This is a genomic window from Mycobacterium sp. IS-3022 (genome assembly GCF_001500065.1).
Lineage (GTDB): Bacteria > Actinomycetota > Actinomycetes > Mycobacteriales > Mycobacteriaceae > Mycobacterium.
Genome location: NZ_LQIN01000045.1, coordinates 258,272 through 275,572, shown reverse-complemented (window position 1 = coordinate 275,572; position 17,301 = coordinate 258,272). Strand labels below are relative to the sequence as shown.

18 protein-coding genes and 1 pseudogene are annotated in these 17,301 nt (G+C 65.3%); 11 read left to right on the top strand and 8 right to left on the bottom strand.

Annotated elements, in window-relative coordinates; genetic code table 11:
* The first annotated feature begins 287 nt into the window (after positions 1–287).
* The 3 genes from AU188_RS26080 (at position 288) to AU188_RS20270 (ending at position 2,135) form a co-directional block, all read left to right on the top strand.
* On the top strand, positions 288–518 hold the full coding sequence (locus tag AU188_RS26080) for a FitA-like ribbon-helix-helix domain-containing protein (protein ID WP_082686714.1): 231 nt from the start codon (positions 288–290) through the stop codon (positions 516–518).
* Positions 505–915, top strand: a complete 411-nt coding sequence (locus AU188_RS20275; protein ID WP_059165256.1) for a type II toxin-antitoxin system VapC family toxin — start codon at positions 505–507, stop codon at positions 913–915. The genes AU188_RS26080 and AU188_RS20275 overlap by 14 nt, the downstream gene beginning before the upstream one ends.
* Before the next feature lie 68 nt (positions 916–983).
* Complete coding sequence (locus tag AU188_RS20270) at positions 984–2,135, top strand: serine hydrolase domain-containing protein (RefSeq protein ID WP_059165255.1); 1,152 nt, start codon at positions 984–986, stop codon at positions 2,133–2,135.
* 17 nt (positions 2,136–2,152) lie between these two features.
* On the opposite strand, the gene AU188_RS20265 is transcribed toward AU188_RS20270, so the two are convergent.
* The 4 genes from AU188_RS20265 to AU188_RS20250 all read right to left on the bottom strand — a co-directional run bounded on the left by AU188_RS20265 (position 2,153) and on the right by AU188_RS20250 (position 7,078).
* Positions 2,153–3,772, bottom strand: coding sequence for a peptide chain release factor 3 (locus AU188_RS20265; RefSeq protein WP_059165254.1), 1,620 nt, complete (start codon positions 3,770–3,772; stop codon positions 2,153–2,155).
* Between the two features lie 135 nt (positions 3,773–3,907).
* Positions 3,908–4,237, bottom strand: coding sequence for a hypothetical protein (locus AU188_RS20260; RefSeq protein ID WP_059165253.1), 330 nt, complete (start codon positions 4,235–4,237; stop codon positions 3,908–3,910).
* Positions 4,238–4,769: 532 nt separating this feature from the next.
* Entirely contained in the window at positions 4,770–5,069 is a 300-nt protein-coding gene (locus AU188_RS20255; protein ID WP_286137581.1) for a contact-dependent growth inhibition system immunity protein, read from the bottom strand.
* A 23-nt stretch (positions 5,070–5,092) separates the two neighbouring features.
* Positions 5,093–7,078, bottom strand: a complete 1,986-nt coding sequence (locus tag AU188_RS20250; protein WP_082686713.1) for an RNase A-like domain-containing protein — start codon at positions 7,076–7,078, stop codon at positions 5,093–5,095.
* Between the two features lie 692 nt (positions 7,079–7,770).
* Here AU188_RS20250 and AU188_RS20245 point away from each other — a divergent pair.
* From AU188_RS20245 to AU188_RS20235, 4 genes and pseudogenes are all read left to right on the top strand, one after another.
* A complete protein-coding gene (locus AU188_RS20245) occupies positions 7,771–8,055 on the top strand; it encodes a WXG100 family type VII secretion target (RefSeq protein ID WP_059165251.1) in 285 nt (94 codons plus the stop codon).
* Between the two features lie 3 nt (positions 8,056–8,058).
* A pseudogene (locus AU188_RS26075) lies at positions 8,059–8,217 on the top strand (hypothetical protein); the annotation flags it as partial.
* A gap of 4 nt (positions 8,218–8,221) precedes the next feature.
* Positions 8,222–9,430 carry a hypothetical protein gene (locus AU188_RS20240; protein WP_286137580.1) on the top strand — a complete coding sequence of 403 codons (1,209 nt, stop codon included), beginning with the start codon at positions 8,222–8,224 and terminating at the stop codon, positions 9,428–9,430.
* 47 nt (positions 9,431–9,477) lie between these two features.
* Positions 9,478–10,191 carry a hypothetical protein gene (locus tag AU188_RS20235; protein ID WP_286137579.1) on the top strand — a complete coding sequence of 238 codons (714 nt, stop codon included), beginning with the start codon at positions 9,478–9,480 and terminating at the stop codon, positions 10,189–10,191.
* A gap of 30 nt (positions 10,192–10,221) precedes the next feature.
* Here the strand turns inward: AU188_RS20235 and AU188_RS20230 are convergent, their stop codons facing one another.
* Both AU188_RS20230 and AU188_RS20225 read right to left on the bottom strand, forming a co-directional pair.
* A complete protein-coding gene (locus tag AU188_RS20230) occupies positions 10,222–11,241 on the bottom strand; it encodes a TIGR03617 family F420-dependent LLM class oxidoreductase (RefSeq protein ID WP_059165292.1) in 1,020 nt (339 codons plus the stop codon).
* A 448-nt stretch (positions 11,242–11,689) separates the two neighbouring features.
* Positions 11,690–12,910, bottom strand: a complete 1,221-nt coding sequence (locus AU188_RS20225) for an oxygenase MpaB family protein (RefSeq protein WP_059165249.1) — start codon at positions 12,908–12,910, stop codon at positions 11,690–11,692.
* Between the two features lie 71 nt (positions 12,911–12,981).
* Between AU188_RS20225 and AU188_RS20220 the strand changes: the two genes are divergently transcribed.
* Positions 12,982–13,614, top strand: a complete 633-nt coding sequence (locus AU188_RS20220; protein ID WP_059165248.1) for a TetR/AcrR family transcriptional regulator — start codon at positions 12,982–12,984, stop codon at positions 13,612–13,614.
* Here AU188_RS20220 and AU188_RS25855 read toward each other — a convergent pair.
* Positions 13,600–13,770 (bottom strand): DUF2293 domain-containing protein, encoded by a 171-nt coding sequence (locus tag AU188_RS25855; protein WP_286137586.1) that lies wholly within the window; start codon positions 13,768–13,770, stop codon positions 13,600–13,602. The two genes, AU188_RS20220 and AU188_RS25855, sit on opposite strands and share 15 nt — an antisense overlap.
* Here AU188_RS25855 and AU188_RS25850 point away from each other — a divergent pair.
* From AU188_RS25850 to AU188_RS20205, 3 genes are all read left to right on the top strand, one after another.
* Entirely contained in the window at positions 13,736–14,251 is a 516-nt protein-coding gene (locus AU188_RS25850; RefSeq protein ID WP_286137587.1) for a hypothetical protein, read from the top strand. The genes AU188_RS25855 and AU188_RS25850 overlap by 35 nt on opposite strands.
* 82 nt (positions 14,252–14,333) lie before the next feature.
* Positions 14,334–14,540, top strand: a complete 207-nt coding sequence (locus tag AU188_RS20210; protein WP_059165291.1) for a hypothetical protein — start codon at positions 14,334–14,336, stop codon at positions 14,538–14,540.
* Complete coding sequence (locus AU188_RS20205; RefSeq protein ID WP_059165247.1) at positions 14,537–14,911, top strand: type II toxin-antitoxin system death-on-curing family toxin; 375 nt, start codon at positions 14,537–14,539, stop codon at positions 14,909–14,911. The genes AU188_RS20210 and AU188_RS20205 overlap by 4 nt, the downstream gene beginning before the upstream one ends.
* 3 nt (positions 14,912–14,914) lie before the next feature.
* Here the strand turns inward: AU188_RS20205 and AU188_RS20200 are convergent, their stop codons facing one another.
* The gene (locus AU188_RS20200; RefSeq protein ID WP_059165246.1) at positions 14,915–17,269 is read right to left on the bottom strand and encodes an AAA family ATPase; all 2,355 of its coding nucleotides are present in this window, start codon (positions 17,267–17,269) and stop codon (positions 14,915–14,917) included.
* Positions 17,270–17,301 lie beyond the last annotated feature (32 nt).

The following is a 17,301-nucleotide window of genomic DNA, read 5'->3' as shown; positions in this document are numbered from 1 at the left end:
CAACGACGCCACTCAGCCATCGGAGGCCAACCCCCGATCAGCCGACTGTCACCAACCTGACTGCCGAGTACAACTAGTCGCAGCTCGCACATGCTCCGGTCAAAGACAACTGCATACCGCATTCACAAAAGCCGGCTGCCCGGCGTGTACTGCGCGAACGCTCGCTGCCTGAATGCACTCTCGTGACAGGGTGCCTGAAGGAAGCTGGTTACTGGGGCCTGGATGATGCGGTCTAGTTCCTTGATGAACCCGCCTCCGCACTGGCAAAGTGGCGCCATAATGGCGCCATGCCGAGTGTGCAAATCAAAGACGTTCCGGACGACACCCATCGCGTGTTGCGGGAGCGCGCTGCGCGCGCACATCAATCCCTACAGGAATACCTTCGCAGCCGGCTGATCGCCGATGCGAATCAGCCGACATTGGACGAGGTGTTCAACCGTGTAGAGACGCGGCGGGGAGGCAAGGTGCCGTTCGCAGACGCTGTGGATCACCTCCGGGCAGAACGTGATCGTCGTTGACGCCAGCGTTCTGGCCGTCGCGCTCGGCGACGACGGGTCCGACGGAGACCGCGCCCGGGTCCGCCTGACGGACGAGGTGTTGGCCGCGCCGGAAATCGTCGACCTCGAAACGGTGTCGGTGTGGCGCCGGCACGTCGCGGCGAAGTTGATGACAGCACGGCGCGCCACCCTCGCCGTTTCAGACCTCGAGAATCTGCCGCTACAGCGATCACCGCATCGGCCGCTGCTCGAACGAATCTGGGAGTTGCGTAACGGTGTGACTACGTTCGACGCGGCGTACGTCGCGCTTGCCGAAGCTCTCGATGTTGTTTTGGTGACGGCCGACGCACGCCTGGCGCGCGCCCCCGGAATCAGATGCGAAATCGAGGCGATCTCGGGGCACGATTCCGCGCGATGAAGTTGCACCGAATCGGGTCGGTGCAGCGATTATGCGTGCAATGATTTTCGTGAGCGAAGGAGCGCCAGATGGGCTTCGAGCGAATCGACGACCTGCTGAACGGCGTGACCGCCGATGGGTCGCTACATGGCATCGCCGCGACGGTGGTTGGACGCGACGGCGTCCTCTACCGGGGTGCAGCCGGAGATGCGAAGTCCGACACGATGTTTCGCAACGCATCCATGACGAAGGCCGTCGCGACCACCGCCGCGCTGCAGCTCGTCGAGCAGGGCCGCGTCCAGCTCGACGCGACCGTCGCGTCGATCGTGCCCGAGTTCGGCGAGCTCCAGGTGCTTGATGGCTTCGAAGGTAACGAGCCCGTGCTGCGCCCGCCCAAGTCGCAGGCGACTGTCCGCCAGCTGATGACCCACACGGCCGGTTGCGGCTACCACTTCCTCAACGAGAAGCTCTTCAAGTACTGCACCGATTACGGCTTCCCGCACGTGCTCACCGGGATCAAGCAGAGCATCAGCGCGCCGCTTGTGCACGATCCCGGCACGGTCTGGGAGTACGGCGTCAGCACCGACTGGGTCGGCATGGTCGTCGAGGCCGTGAGCGGCCAGACGCTGGGCGACTACCTCGCCCAGCACGTGTACGGCCCGCTCGGCATGACCGACTCGACTTTCGCCCCGAGCGACGAGCAACGCGAGCGGTTGCTGCCGACCCTCTCCCGAGCACCGGACGGCAGCCTGGCGCCGACCACGATCGACCTTGACGTCGAGCAGGAGTGGGATGCAGGCGGCCACGGGTCCTACGGGACGATCGCCGACTACGGGCGCTTCGTGCGCGCCTGGCTCAACGGCGGCGAGCTCGACGGCGTGCGCATCCTCAAAGCGGAGACGGTGGAGCTCGCGTTGCGCGACCACCTCAACGGGGTGCCACTGCCGAAGAAGCTGGAGCCGACCGTCCCCGAGTTGGCTAACCCGGTCGAGCTGCTCGACGTGCCACAGGGCTGGGGCCTCGGGTTCCACGTGTACCTCGTCGACCTGCCCGGCATGCGCAGTGCCGGGTCGGCCGACTGGTCGGGGCTGTTCAACAGCTACTACTGGATCGACCGCACGGCGGGGATCGGTGCCGTGATCGCGACGCAGCTGCTGCCGTTCTTCGACGGCAAGATGGTCGAGACGATCCTCGGCTTCGAAGCCATGGTGTACGCGGAGCTCGGCGCGGCGCTCTCCTGAGCGGTGACGGCCAACCCCTACGCCGCGACCAACGACCCGAGCTTGACTTCAGGGTTGTCGCGTTGGAAGCCCTCCAGCCGCCACGGGGTGGAGAACAGCACGAGCATGACACCGTCGCTGCGGGTCAGCACTTCCGCCGACACCTGCTTGTCCATGAACTCGGCGTCGGCAGGATCGACGATCCGTGCGACCTGATACGGCAACGACTCCAGCGCGATCGGGGTGCTGAACTCGGTGGCCATGCGGTGGACGGCTACCTCGAACTGCATCGGGCCGACCGCGGCGAGCACGGGTGCCTGGTCGCCGCGACGGTCCGAGCGCAGCACCTGAACGACGCCTTCCTGTTCGAGCTGCTCGATGCCGCGGCGGAACTGCTTGTGCTTACTGGGGTCGGTGCCGCGCGCCACCGCGAAATGCTCGGGGGAGAAGCTCGGTATCGGCGGATACTGAACGGGGACATCGCGATACAGCGTGTCGCCCGGACGCAGTGCGGCGGCGTTGGCCAGGCCGATGACATCGCCGGGCCACGCGGTGTCCAGGGTGGCGCGTTGTTGGCCGAACACCGATTGCGCGTACTTGGTGACGAACGGCTTGCCGGTGGCAGCGTGGGTGAGAACTTCCCCGCGCTCGAAGGAGCCCGAGACCACCCGCGCGTAGGCGATGCGATCGCGGTGCGCGGAGTCCATGCCCGCCTGGACCTTGAAAACGAACGCGCTGAACGGTGATTCGGCATCGCGTCTGGCTCCGCCGACGTCGAGTGCTCCGCTCGGTGGCGGCGCCAGCTCGACGAGCACATCGAGGAGCTGATTCACACCGAAGTTCAACGCCGCCGAGGTGAACAGCACCGGTGTGGTTGCGCCGCTGAGGAACTGCTCACCGTTGTAGTCGGAACCATCGGCCGAGAGCAGTTCACTCTCTTCGACGGCGTGCTCCCAGTCGTGACCGGCAGCGTTGTGCGCGTCGTCGGCCGCGATGTGTTCTTCGGGAGCCGCGGTGGCCCCGCCCGCGGTGCGGGTGAACCGGATGAAGTTTCCCGTCCGCCGGTCGAGCACGCCTTTGAAGTCTCCGGCGATGCCGACCGGCCACGTCAATGGAGTGGGGCGCAGCCCGATTCGGGCCTGAATCTCGTCCATCAGTTCCAGCGCGTGGCGGCCGGGACGGTCCCACTTGTTGATCACCGTGATGATCGGGATCCGACGGTGCTTGCATACCTGAAACAGTTTCAACGTCTGCGGCTCAAGGCCTTTGGCGGCATCGATGAGCATCACCGCGGAGTCGACGGCAGTCAGCACCCGGTAGGTGTCCTCGGAGAAGTCGGCGTGGCCGGGGGTGTCGAGGAGGTTGATGACGCATGTGCGGTATGGGAACTGCAGCACCGTCGACGTGATCGAGATGCCTCTAGCCTTCTCCATCTCCATCCAGTCGGACACCGTCGAGCGACGGCCCGCTTTGCCGTGCACCGCGCCGGCCTCGGTGATGACCCGGGCGTGCAGCGCCAGTGCCTCGGTCAACGTGGACTTGCCGGCGTCGGGGTGGCTGATGACGGCGAAGGTTCGGCGGCGGCCCGCCTCGGCGGAGATACGGCTAGGTGGCGAAGCGTCGGCGCTCGGCGCAGCCGTCAGGGCAATGTCGGTCATAGCGTCAGCGATGGTATTGGCCCGGGCCGCAAACCAGTTAATCGCCTTCGGCGGATGGCCCCAGTGACGCATCAGCAGTGGCGTCAACCCACGCCGGACTCGACGATCACCGCTCGCAGCCTGACTCGGCGTCCGTCAAGCGTCAGGCATGATCTCCACCGGATGTTCGCTCAGAGGTTCAATTACGATCCCGACCCGCGTCATCATCTCAATTGAGCGGTTTGTCTCCATCACACTCTTTACGTCTCCCTCAAGAATCATGTACGCGGCGCGATTCATGCGCTCGTAGAACTCCTTCATGGACTCCACGCTGCGAAAAACGGGCAAGTACCGAACGCCCTCGCGTTCAAGCAGAAACAGCTTCTGTTGGCCGTCTCTCGTATCGCCGAAAGGGGTGGAGTAGTAGACCTTCCCATCGGTGGAATCAGTTGATTCGGACTGCTTCTTCTTTTTGAACAAGCCCACGGATCCTCCTTTAGGTCTGTTGTCGGTGGCTCTGGTCGCCTACTACGTCATGTGGCCGGGACGCTGCCCTCGCTTAGCCGGGTCTGTACTCGTCCCTGCTATGGAGGAATCTCCGCACCGCATTCTGGGCAATGGGTCCTGTACTCGTGCCTTCTGTCGGCGATGTTGTCCGCAGCTACCCATGGACGCTTCTCGATCAGAACATCGGCGTCGCCATTCTGAGGGCCACGGATGCCTTTCCAAGAACCCGCAGCGACCAGCTTGGTCACCTCGGTCCAACGTTCGCTAGTGCAACATATGCGGACATCAGCGTCAGCGTCCGCCGATTTCGCTTGTACCGCAGAACTTCTTTTCGGAAACGCAGCCGGGCCTCACAAATTCATTAATTGGTCGCACGGCTACGCAAAAGTGGTGGGCACTGGGCCACCCTCGCATGGACTGGACGGCGCCCGACTGGACATCATCGGCTGGTCTTTCCGAGGAAGCGTTTTACGGATCTCGTGGCAGCCAAAGAACTCGCGTGGTCAAACGGCTACTGAGCGCTGCCAATGTCGATCGCGGCGGCCTGGGTGCGCAACCGGTCCGCGATCCGGCCTAGCCACTCTTTGTAAGTCAGCGGCTGGGGGCCGTAGTCAACGCCAACGCTGTACACCAAGAACTGCTTCAGTTCCGGTTCCGCACGGGCCTCGCGCAGCTCGTCGATCTCTTGTGCCAATGTCCGTAGGGGCCCGGCCGTGGGGTCTTCGTTGACATAGTTGTCGACAATCCCTTCCCAGTCATCAGCTTCCAAATCCCAGTCCTGATGGAAGTTGGTGGCCAGGAATTGGTACAAGTCCGTAGATATTGAGCCGTCGTTCATGGCCTGGGGAACCCTGTTAACACGTACCATCCGCCGTTTCCGTCGCCTTTGAGCACCACTTTAACGCTGGTGCCCGTCGTCGCGTCAGCGGCGCCACGCTCCAGTACTGTCCCGCCGTTGAAAGGCGCATCGAGTTCGAGTTTGCGTAGTGCTCCGTTCGCGACCCAGTCGTTGAGCATTTGCTGATTATGTTGAAGAGCAGTACTGACCGCTGAGGCTGCTTCCTCAGCTGTTACGAATGTCGAGACCGTTTGAAGTTTGGTTGTCTCTAGGCGTGCGGCGAGATCGGCGGGAGTTTGGGCGACGTGGCGTTCGATGAGGTGTCCACCGCTGGATTCGCTGTGGGCAAGCAGGGCGGCAGTGTCTTCGATTCCGAACTGCGCGACAGGCCCGACATCGGCATCGCTGTGGCCCACGCTCGGTGTGTCCACGTCGTGGTGTCCGGTGTTGGGTAAGTCATCCGCGTGGCGGCCCGCATTGAAGGCGTCGAGCCCGTGTTCCAGCGCTTCGCCGAGGGGTTTGGCGCCGGGCAGCGGCAGTGAGCCGGCCGTGTCGAGTACGGCTCCGAGCTGCTCGGCGCCGGAGTGCTCACCCCAATTGGCGAACACTTCGGCGGTGTGGGCGTAATCAGGCACTATTCCGAAAGTGGCCTCGTGGATGTCGCGACTGGACTCCGAAAGCCCCTCAGCGGCCTGCTCGGCGAAGCTGGGCGGCGCCGGGAACGCTTGCACGTCGGCGTTAGGCGGAAGCGCAGGAACATCGACCTGCCTACCTCCTGTTTCGGCTGCGGCCTGATTGAGGTTCTCGAGGATGTCGGTCTGCGCGGTCAGGTCAGCGCGGGCGTCGAACAGCTTCTGGCTCAACGAGTCGGTGACATCGCGGCCTGGGCCGGCGCCGGCACCCTGCATGACTGTCTGCGCGGCCGCGGCATCCAAATCGGCCTGGGCGGCGGCCACGGCTTGCTGGGCAGCATCCACGCGCGCCGCCTGCTGATCTATGACAGACGGGTCGGCTGAGACGATCGGGCCCTCCAACGGGGACCGGGTGTACGGGGTGTCGGTGGGGCCTTTCTCTCCTCGGGCTTGGGCGGCCAGACGGTCTAGCACGCTCGGCGGCGTGGCCGCGCCGGGCCCGAACAGCGCCTCGTTCAGGTTGGCGGGTGTGTCGTCGGGGTTGGCGTCGGATTCCTTCCCTGCCAACGCGTCCAGCGGGTTTGGCGGCGCGCCGTCGGCGCGTTCGGCGTCCTCACCCGCCGGCACCTCCAGCGGACCCGGTGTCTCTTCAGCGCCCGCAGTTTCTGATTCGTTTGGCGGCAGCAGCATGTCCTGCCAGGTTCGTTCCCCGTCCGCTGCGGGATGTCCCTCCTTGCCGTCTGGGTTGCGCTCGCTATCGGGTTGGATCTCGTTGTCCACCAACTGGACCGAGCTGTCACGCCGGTCATCACGCTCGCCGTCGAACCGGATGCCCTCCAGTTCAACGGCTTTCGCCTGGAGCCGCTTACCGACTAACTCATCGGTCTGCGCCAGTCGCTCTGCGAACCAGCGGATGTCCTCGGCGTGCTCGCGCGCAGCCATCGTCCGCGCCGCCACCGCGGACACATCTACATCGCGGGTGTCGGTAACCGACAGATCTTCGCCAATCTCGAACCCGTTCGCCTCGGCCTCGGCGATGGCGTCCAACGCTTCCTGCTTCGCCGCCTGGATATCGCGGCTACCGTCCTCGGCGATCTGAGCGCCCGCCCGTTGCACCGAACTCTGGTTGCTGACCACGACGGCATCGGTGGTCACCCGATTCACAGCGGCGTCTTTGGCGTCACCGGCCCAGTTGGTGTTGAAGACGTTGGCGCGATGCTGGGCAAAGGCTTGATCGGAGTCCGTCGCTGACGCACGCCACCGTGCCGCCGCGCCATCGAGAACGCTGGTCGACCATTCCTCGATCTCTGAACGTGAAGGCAGCCCGGGTGACGCGCCCGCAGGACTCACACCGTTACCGAAATAGTTTCAGCGCTTCCGCCGTCGGTGTCGTCGTAGCGAGCGCTAGCCACCGACAGATCACCGGCTTGGCCCGACACTCGTGCCGACTGGCGAGCACGCACAGCGTTGATTGCGGCGTCCAGAGCCAAAACGCCCGCAGCGCTGGGCTGTGCGCTGGTCGAGCCTCCCGCGGCCGCGCCTCCCAACGTGCTCGCCACAGCATCACTGTCGGCGGCTGCCACCCGAAGGTCGCCCGAGTCCACTTCCAGTTCGTTTGCCACGCCAATCCCCTCATCGGCCTCACACGCCGCAAGCGAGACTATCGCACCTGCAGTGCAGCTCAGAGCGGAAGTTTGTCCCGCCACCCGCATCGGGCGCGCATCACCTTTATGCGTTGGTTCCACGGAATCGACGCAGCTCAGCGCGGCCCCTGAGCAACGTCCCGCCCAAGACGGCGATCACGCGAGCCGTTTGATCCCGATGCTACGAACCGGCCGCGAACCGGCCGTCGGTAAGACGCTTGAGGGCTCGGCCGTCGGTGAGATCGTCGCGTTGATCGGCGTGCAGCCAAGAAACCGCACCAATTCGCGAAGATCTCGCCCCCTGGAGTGAATGAGGCCCCCGGGGCATTAACTGGTGCGTCCCGGCCCCTGCGACGTGCTGGAGAATGGACGGGCCATCAATACGAGACAGGGGATTCTGTGCTTGTCGATCCGGAGATCCTCCGCGCGTTCGCCGGGCACGTAGACACCGTCAGCGGACGTATCACTGATGCCGCCGTGGGACCCGCCGTCACGTCGGGGGCAGACGGGTTGCCCGGGTCGACAACACAGTGGGCTGCGAGATCGGTGGGGGAGCATTTCACTCAGATGGCCGACAAGCTGGCAGCGAACGTGGCGAAGATGGGTGAGGCCGTGCGCGGGGCGGGGGACACCTTTGAGGTGGCCGACGCGACACTGGCGACCAACTTCGATGGATTGTTCTGACCGATGCTGCCTTCCCGGCCGACTCTGCGCGGTTGGAATCCAGAGTCGTTGGAGACCTCCGCCGCGGCGATCAAAACGCGAGCACAGACAGTGGCCGATGCCGTGTCGGGTATCGACACGGCGTGCGCGCAGATGCCGGAAACCCGGGCATGGTCGGGAGCATCCCATGACGCCGCGAGTGCGATGTTCGGGCGGGCGGAGCGCGAAGCGTCGAAGTTCTCGGAAATTCGCCAGCAAGGTTGCGGCGGCGCTGAGGAGTGGCTCCGAGTCGATCGGTACTGCCCGCAAGACGCTGCTGGCCAAGGCCGACGAACTCGACGCCGGCCCGTTGACCGTCAGTGATCAATGGGTGGTGCTCGTCGATCCGGTCTACATGTCCGAGGAGGAGATGGCCAAGCTGCAGGCGTTGGCCCAGCAGGAGCAGGCCACCATCAACACGATGCTGAAGGCGGTCGGCGATGCCGACAACGCGACCGCAGACGCCGTCGTGGCCGCAGGCAAAGAATTCGGGTTCGTCGAGGCGGGCCCGCCGACTGATCTGGGCGACATGATGTTGCCCACGGCGCAGCGGCCCCAGGATCAGGTGCCGGACCCGCGGACAGTCGTCGGCATGATGGCGCAGGACTCGATCCGCGCCGCCGATCAGCAGCAGAACGTCCGGGAAGTCATCGAATCCACGAACAAGCACGGCGAGGAGGTGACGACAGTGATCAAACAGGACGGCAGCAAGGCCGTCACCACCCGCATGGATCCTTTCGATTGGCCGAGCAAGCAGAACTTCTACCAAATGGAGGAGTTCGACAAGGATGGCAATTTCGTGGCGCGGACGAGTTCGTGGCATGACATGGGGACCGACTGCGATTACACGTCGATCACCTACGCCGACGGCTCGAACTTGACGATGTCGATGGACCCGACTGGCCACCGGACCGCGGGCTTCACCACGGCAGGCGGTCGGCACAGTACTGTTCCGGTCGAATTGATCGACAACATCTCGATGAATACCGGGGCCGCCATGTCGGGGCTGGAGAAGCACGTCGCTCGTGGCGGGTCCTTGCCGATGCTCACCGCGGATTCGGTCGAGAACATCGGGAAGACAATGAAGTTCGGTGGCCCAGCACTGGGCGCGGCGACGACGGTATTCGACATGGTTATGGCCGACTCAGGCAAGGACCGGTGCATCGCGCTGGTGGCTGGCATCGCGGGCGGCGGTGGTGGGTGGGCCGGAGCGGAGTTTGGTGCGGCGGCAGGACTTGCCACCGGTCCGGCTGCACCGGTCTTCGTACCGACCCTGGCCGTCTTGTTCGCATTTGGAGGCTCGTACGGCGGCGCGGAGTTGGGCAAGTTTGTAGGGGATGTGGTGTGTCCGTATTAGAACTACCGGAGCCTTCGGGTTGGCGTGGCGGGCGTACTTTTCTTGTCGTGGCGGTGGTGCTCTCGTTCGCTGTCGCGGTGGCGTTCGCCTACCTGGGAGTCGCAGCAGCGACCCGTGGGAACTATCTGACGACAGCGGTGACATTCGGGTGGGCGATCTTTCTGCTGATCTTTCTGGCGGCGATATCGCTAGTCGGGCTTGGCCGGACGACATTGCAGACCACAAGTGATGCAACAGGTTTCACTGTGTGGCCAGACAGAAGGTTCAGCATCCTCATGCTCGCGGGCGTTGTAGTGTTCATACCGAGTGGCCTGATATTCACCGTGTTCGCGCCATTCGGCGCTATCGAGATCGCGAATACGCGCATATTGCAGGCCATCTTGCCTGTTGCGGCAGGATTCGCCGTGTGTATGGGTATCACTGGTTTGATCGCCGCTTGGCGCCGAGGCGGGGTGGGGCACGTCAAGTTGACGCCTGCCATGATCGAGAACGCGGACATTCTGACAACACGGGTGTTCGAGTGGGATGACGTGGTGGACGTCGCCGACCGTGCGGAGTCCCGGAAGGCCCGTCGGGCGGTCGTGCTTCGAATGCGGGATGGTCGTGAAGAGATCATCAGTGTCGCTGACATCTACGTGCCGCGCGGCGTTGCGTTGTATTGGTTAGTGCGGCACTACTGGAAACATCCCGACGATCGGATGGAGTTGGTGGATACCCGTGCGACCGAACGGTTTCGAGAAGGGCGGTTCGCGCTCGACTGATGGCGGCCGACAGGTATGCCGCGACCTGAGTCAGCCGCGCTGGGTGATGCGCTGCGCTACCTCGCCGTAGCGGTCGAACCGCTCGGGATCGGCCAGCGCGTTGTACAGCACGATGCGCGACGCCACCCCGCCATACTTCTCGACCAACGCGTCCGCCAACCCGTCCCACGTCGACTCCGTCGCGAACGTCGCGATGTGCTCGTCGCTGATCTGCGCCGCCATGCCCTGGTAGTCGCCGGCCTTCTGCTTCTCCCGGATCCGCGCCGTCGTGCCCTCGAAGCCCGCCTCGTCCCAGATGAACGCATAGTTCGGCGTGCTGCCGTAGAAGCTCATGCTCGCCCGCACCAACTCCCGTTCCCGATGCCGCTCCTCGTCGGTGTCTCCCACGATCGTCATCACCGGCACGATCACCGCGATGTCATCCGCCGACCGCCCCGACTTCTCCGCGCCCTCAGCCACATTCGGCATCACATGCCTTCCGATGTACCCCGGCTCGCCGAGCGGATGCACATGGATTCCGTCGGCCACCTCGCCCGCCATCCGCAACATCCACGGGTTCACCGCCGCCACATCGACTTTCGGGTCCGGCGCGTCGATCGGCCCTGCGCTCCACTGCGGTGTGATGAAGTCCAGGCTGTAGAAGTCGCCGTGATGTTCCAGCTTGCCTGTCCGAAACGCGTGAAAGCACGCCTTCACCGCACGCACGTAATCCCGCAGCCGCGGGCCCGGGCGCTCGAACTCCATCCCGTATCGCCGCACCACATGCGTGCGTACCTGCGTACCCAAGCCCAGCCGAAAGTGACCGCCCGTCGCCTCCTGCAACTCCCACGCCGTCGCCGCCGTCACGAACGGGCTGCGCGGAAACGCCACCGCGACCCCCGTCGACAATTCCAACCCCGGCGCCGCCTCCGCCGCGACCGCCGCGTTCAGGTACGGCGTGCGACCGGTCTCGGTGAACAGCAAGCCAGAGAACCCGGCCGCCTGCGTCCGTCGGGCCAGCTCACCGATCTCCCGCAGTGGCTGCGGAGTCGTCATCACGTCGATGTGCACGGTGGAACAGTACGGCGATTCGCTCTCCGGCGTGTGCACTGCCGGACCACAACGTGTCGCATTGCGTTTGCGAGCGAAGAGTCGCGGGTCCGTCACCGTCGCTTTCGGCGTCGCCACAAGAGGGGTGATGATCAAAAGCTTGTGGCGACCTTCTCGCGTGGATACCCGGCCCGCCCGAGGGCACCACGCGACCCTAATGCCCTGAGTCGTTATCTCGTCGACAGTGAGAGTTCGAGGTTCGCGCGTTCGGTGTGGTCCGGTTTCGGCTTCCTATGCTCGAGATTGCACACACGGCTGTGGTCGTCTTCTCAGATCAGCACAACCCTGGATGCAATCTCGGTGCTAGGACCATTTCGCATACCAGCACCCCCGGCCACGTGCGTGCCTACAGGCACCCCAGATACTGCTCCCAAACGAACGACTCACGATACTCGCGCTACTGGGCCGTTTACGCGACCCGGCTCACGTGCGCCGCGGACTCGCCGATCGTCGCCTCGTCCTCGCCGATTATCGTGCGCAGCCAGGCTTTCTGCTCCCGGTCGCCGCGCACCGCTGCCCGCTCCATGCCATCGGGACGCACCAGCGCCGCAACGCTGCGCACCAGATTCACCGGCAGCCGCACCACCGGGTACCACGGCACGACATACGGCGACAGCCCCAGCGCCCGCATCGCGCGTGGCCCGAGGAATCCGCTTGTCACCGACAGGTGCTGAGACCGCGCGATGCGCCGGCGCAGCCCGGACATGCTGCGGTAGTGCCACACCATCGGGTCGTCGGCCATCGGCATCGCCAACTGCTTTGTCGACTCGTCGGGCTCCGACAGCGCCGACACCGTGTGATAGAGCACCCGGACACTGTCGCGGAAGTCGCGCGGCAGCCACTCGTCGTCCACCCCGATCAGCCATCCGACATAACGGGTCAGATGCGCGATCGCCTCATACTCCTTGGGCGCCAACACCAATCCCATCCCCAACGCGCCCACCGGCGGAGCGATCAGCGCGCCGACCAACGTCGCCGCCATGTCGGTCTGGTTGACCGGAACCCCCCAGGCGTCGCCCTGCCAGTCCGGCATCGCGGCCACATGTCGGCGCACGAACGCGTGGATCAGCCGCACCCGGATCGTCGACCGGTAGCCGATACCCAACGGCGCCATGCCGTTTTCGGAGATGATGTCCAGCGCCCACTGCATCGTCTCGGCGAACCGCTTGTTCGAGCCCTTCTCCAGCGCGCCCGTCCGGATCAACGTCTTGTTGAACCCGGAGAACTGGTAGCCACCGAGCAGCGACACGTCACGTGCGACGTACATACCGTCGGCGCCGCCTGCGCGCAGCGCGCGTTGTCCTCGCCGCACGAGCTCCCAGTCGACCCACTCCGGCACCGTCTCGACCTCAGTGAAGAATGCGCGCAACGGTTCTGGTGCCTCGGGCACGCTGGCGATGCCCGACGTGAGCGCGCGATCGAACAGCGGCCGCGTCTGCTCCATGCCCGTCGACGACATCCACTCGACCAGGCGGTCCATCGGCTCGTCGCCGATGTTGAGGTTCGCGCCGAGCTTGGCCCACCGCTCGCCCGACGGCGCTTCGATGCCCAGCAGCGTCGCGAACAACCGGACGGCCGCCGGGACGGGGCCCGGCTTCGACGGATGACGGGCCGGAACGGGCTTATTCATCGCGTCTCTCCCTCGAGCACTTCTGATAACGACCGTTGTCCAAAGCTAACGCGCAGGTAGAGTCCTTGTCAATGAAGCGCGTAGAGGTGGTGCGTGACTACGGCGGCGTGAGCGCGGACGACCGTCGCACCGAACGCCGCCAGAGGCTGCTCACCGCCGCGCGCCGGATCTGGGGGACCTCCGGCGTCACCGAAGTGACCGTGCGCGGGGTTTGCAGCACCGCGGGACTGACCACCCGCTACTTCTACGAGCAGTTCCCGAATCGCGAGGCGATCGTGTTCGCCGTCGCCGACGAGGTCCGCGACGAGTTGCTCACGGCGCTGGTCAACGCGGGTGTCGGCGACCCGGGCACACTCACCGACAAACTGACCTCGGCGCTGACGGCGTTCCTCGAGATCATCGCCGCCGATCCGCACATCCACCGCATCGCCACCGGCGACGTCAGCACCGTCGCCGGCCTGGCCGAACACCGTGCCGGCATTCTCGACCACATCGCCGCGCTGATCGTCGAACTCGCCCCAGAAGTCCTCGGCGCTGAGACGCCGGATCCCGACGTGCTGCGCCGCAGCGCGCTGTTCATGGTCGGCGGCGCCAACTATCTCATCGAAACCTGGCTCAAAGACCCGAAGGAGTCGCCGGCCGACCTCGCGGCCATCGTCGCCGATCTGTGCGTCGCGGAGGTCAAAGGCTTAGGCACCGCCTAACGATTCGTCGAGCAGCGCGACTCCGTCGCGCCACGCGTTCAGAATCGCTTCGACGTGGTCATCCATTTGCGCGCGGGCGGATTCCCGGTCGACACCCGACTCGATCAGATTGTCGTAATCGGTGTCGACATGGAGAACCCGAAGCTTCAACGGCACGGCCCACCGCGTCGGCGTCAACCTCACCCGCACCGATGCATCGCTTGACCCGGCCGCGAAACCGAACAGCGGTGTGCAGGGCAATCGCCTCGGCGCGGACGGCTGGACAACCCGGAAACTGCGCGCGAATCGCGACGGCGATCTCGTCGCGGCCCGGCGGATCGGCGTCGGCAAGGCATTCGCGCGCCGCCTGTTCGATCGCCGCCGGCTCGGCCAGAATGCCCTGACGCTCATAGCGAGCACCGCGAAAGTTCCGCCACATCTTGACGTTGAACCGCATCACGATGACGGGCTCTCGGCTGGACTTCACGACGCGGCGGGTCAGCGCGGCGCAGCCGGCCGGCAGGAACTCGAGCTGACCGAGCCCAGCGCAGTCGAGGCACCGCGCGCCGGCCTTGTGCTCGAGGAAAACGTCGCCGGACCGGCCACACAATGCGCACGCCTGCGCATCGGGCGCCTCAAGGACTCGTCGTACTCGTGAAGCCACACCAGCCATGCGTCGACGTTATGTCGGCGCTGCGACATTCCCCCGATGCTGGTATCAAAGTGGTATCATGCCCGGCGTGGGTATGACACTGCGGACCAGCGAAGCCCAGGCCGAAGCGCTGCGCCGGCAGGCTGCCGCCGAGGGACGTTCCATGCAGGCTGTGGCATTGTCGGCCATCGACGAGTACATCGAGCGTCGTGCTCATCAGAACGAAGTGAAAGCAGTGTTGGACAAGGTTATTGAGCGTGAGCAGGGTGTACTGCGCCGACTAGCCGACACGTGACCGTCTGCCTGGACCTTGACGACTTGCTGCTTGTCGCAGCACGCGCCGTCGCCGACAACGTCGTGGTCAGAGACTACGGACTCTTGGAATCGGCGGTGGCGCGTCCCAGGACAACGGTGGCCGGAACTGAGGTCTACTCCGATATCCACACCAAAGCAGGCGCCCTGCTGCATTCGCTCTGCCGCAACCACGCCCTCCTCGACGGCAACAAACGGTTGGCATGGACGGCCTGTCAAGTGTTCCTCGGCCTCACCGGCGAATGGGTGACGGCGAGCGAGGACGACCGCTTCAACTTGATGATCGCCGTGGCGTCCGGGGTGATCGACGACGTCGACGAAATCGCCGCACAGTTGCGAACCTGGTGCGGCTGAACACTACCGACGTCGCTGATCCTCCAGCCAGGCGAAGAACTCCTCGGCGGTGAACACCGGCTTTCCGTACTCCTGCGCTTTACGCGCCTTCCCCGACTGTGTGCCGGCCTCGGCGGTGACCAGCACCTCACATCGCGTCTTGGTCACCGAGCGCACCGGCGCCAAACCCGCCGACGCGGCCAGCCGCTCCATCTCCTCGCGCTCCACCACGCGGCCCGCCTGATCCAAAGCCGTTCCGGTGAAACAGATTCGGGCGCCCGGCACCAACGCAGTGCCGATGTCGTGACGCTCGACCTTCACCGCGTCGCTCACCACGTTGACGCCGAGCAGGGCCGATGCCTCGTGCAGACGCGTCACGACGTCGTCGGGCAACAGCGCTCGTGACGCCGCCGCGCGCAGTTGGTCGGCCACCGACTGCCGGGCGGCCGCGTCCCACGACGACTCGTCTCCGGCTACCTCGTCGGCCGACGCTCCGCCCAGCACCACCGCGCCGACTCCGCGGCTGACCCGCAGCACCGCCGACAACGCCGGCAGGTGATCGGCCGCCGGAGTCGGAACGGCGTGGTCGCGGCTGAGAAGCAACCCCGAAACCGATTCCGCCGGTTCGGGTTCCTCGAAGGCCGACGAACCGGGCTCGGTTTCCGCCGACGCCAAAGCCGCCAGCGCCGACTGCGCCCGCTCCACCGCCGTGCGCCCGGTCATCCGCGCGCGGCGCAGTTCGACGCCCAGCGGCATCACCACGACATGACCGAGCCGCTTGAGCTCGAAGTCGATCAGGCCCAGCGTCTCGTCCACCGACACCCCGACCGGCGTGCAGCCCGCCAGCATCGGTGCGATCACCGCCCACGCCTCGCGAAGGGTCGGTGCCAGCAGCACATCGGAGACGGTGATGCCGTACGCATTTCGCGCATCAGCGAGATCACGCTGCGGGTTGATCAGCGTGGAGACGGCGGTGCCGTCGTCGAACGCCACAGCCAGCTCCACCGGTCGCGGACGCGACATCCGCCCTTCCTCACCGACGGTGAGCATGCCGATCGCGCAGTATTTGCGCGCCGCCGAGCCACCGGCCGAGGTGCGCAGGAAGCGGGCGATCCGCCGGTCGGTCTTCAGATCCTTCGGCAGCACTGGACGTTTGAGCACCAGCCCGGCGAGCGACGTGCAGCGACTCAACGCGACATACAGCTGGCCCGTCGAGAACATCCCGCCCGTGAGGTCGACGACCACCTTCTCGAGCGTCTGCCCCTGGCTCTTGTGGATGGTGATCGCCCACGCGAGTTTGAACGGCAGCTGCGTGAATGTCCCGATCACTTCGCGACGCAGTGACCCGCCGTCGACCACCGGGCGGGTGGCCTCCCACGTGAACGGCGTGACGTCCGCGCACGATCCGTCGGCGAACTCGACCTCGACGACGACGCCGTAACGGTCGTAACCGACGCCGACCACGCGGCCGATCGAGCCGTTGACCCACCGGTCGCCCTGGTCGTTGTTGAGCATCATCACCTGAGCGCCGACCTTGAACCGCAGCTCGTCCTCGATCGGCTTGTCGAACAGCGTCAGATCGCCGGACTCCCTGGCGCGGTGCAGCATTTCGTCGCCGTCCAGCCGCTCGAGCTGTTGACGGTTGCGAGCGGTCACCAGCCGATTGGTCGGTGCAAGCGTCAGCCAGAACTCGTCGTCGGGCGGCACGAAATCCTTGTCTGCGCGGGCGTTGAGCTGCTCCTGCGCGTGGCCGAGCAGTATGCCCTCGCGGATCTCGTTGAGGATGGCGGTCATTCGGTCGTCGCCGAGCTGGCGGAACACCGTGGTCAACGAGACGGTGGGGAAGTCCTCGCGCGCGAACGTTCGGGCGGAGAAGAAGTAGGGCGTCTCGTAGACCGTCGAGAAGTAACCCTCCTCACCGTCACCGACCACCGGCGGCAACTGGTACAGGTCGCCCACCAACACGATCTGCACTCCGCCGAACGGTGTGCCCGGCTCGGGACCGAACCGCTCCAGCGCGGTCGCGACCATGTCGAAGACGTCGGCGCGAACCATCGACGCCTCGTCGATGATCAACGTCTGCAGCGACGCCAGTGTCTTGGCGAATCGGCCCGGCCGGTACTCGCCACCGGTGACGTCGGCCAGCGTCGTCGTGGTGCGGAATCCGAACAGCCGGTGGATGGTGTACCCGTCGACGTTGAGCGCGGCGATCCCGGTGGGCGCGGTCACCACCACACTGCGGTCGGTGCCCGCCATGAAGTGCCGGATCAGCGTGGACTTGCCGGTGCCGGCCTTGCCCGTGAGGAACAAATGCCTGCCGCCGGCAAGCAGCGCCAGCGCCTCGCGAAACTCGTCGGTGACGATGAGGTCCCCGCTCACGGCTGCACAGTACCCGCCGCCGCGGGGCGCGC